This is a genomic window from Bordetella ansorpii, from assembly GCF_900078315.1.
In the GTDB taxonomy this organism is placed as follows: Bacteria; Pseudomonadota; Gammaproteobacteria; order Burkholderiales; family Burkholderiaceae_B; genus Bordetella; species Bordetella ansorpii.
Genome location: NZ_FKBS01000020.1, coordinates 1 through 303, shown reverse-complemented (window position 1 = coordinate 303; position 303 = coordinate 1). Strand labels below are relative to the sequence as shown.

Annotated in this window: 1 protein-coding gene; it reads right to left on the bottom strand. The window is 68.6% G+C overall.

Going from position 1 to position 303, the window contains the following annotated elements:
* A partial coding sequence (locus A7W11_RS28295; RefSeq protein ID WP_162270285.1) for a hypothetical protein occupies nt 1-303 on the bottom strand: 303 nt, incomplete at both ends.

Sequence of the window (303 nt, the reverse complement as noted above, 5' to 3'; positions counted from 1 at the left end):
CGCGCCCAGCACGGCCCGTTCACCGTAGGACTGGGTTCCGGTGGTGTCGACCAGGCCGCCGTTGATGGCCAGGGTGCCCGGCGCGTCGGTGGTGACCGATGCCGCGCGGACTTCGCCATCGAAGGTGGTCAGGCCGGCGGTGTTGACCGTCAGGTGACCCAGGCGGGTGGGCAGGGGATCGATCGAGCGGGTATAGATGATGGCGCTGTTGCCGACCTCGTTGAAGGTCACGTCGCCGGCTTCGGTGGAGGTGACGGTCAGGTCGTACTCGCCGCCCAGCTTGGCGGCGAAGGTGACGTTGCC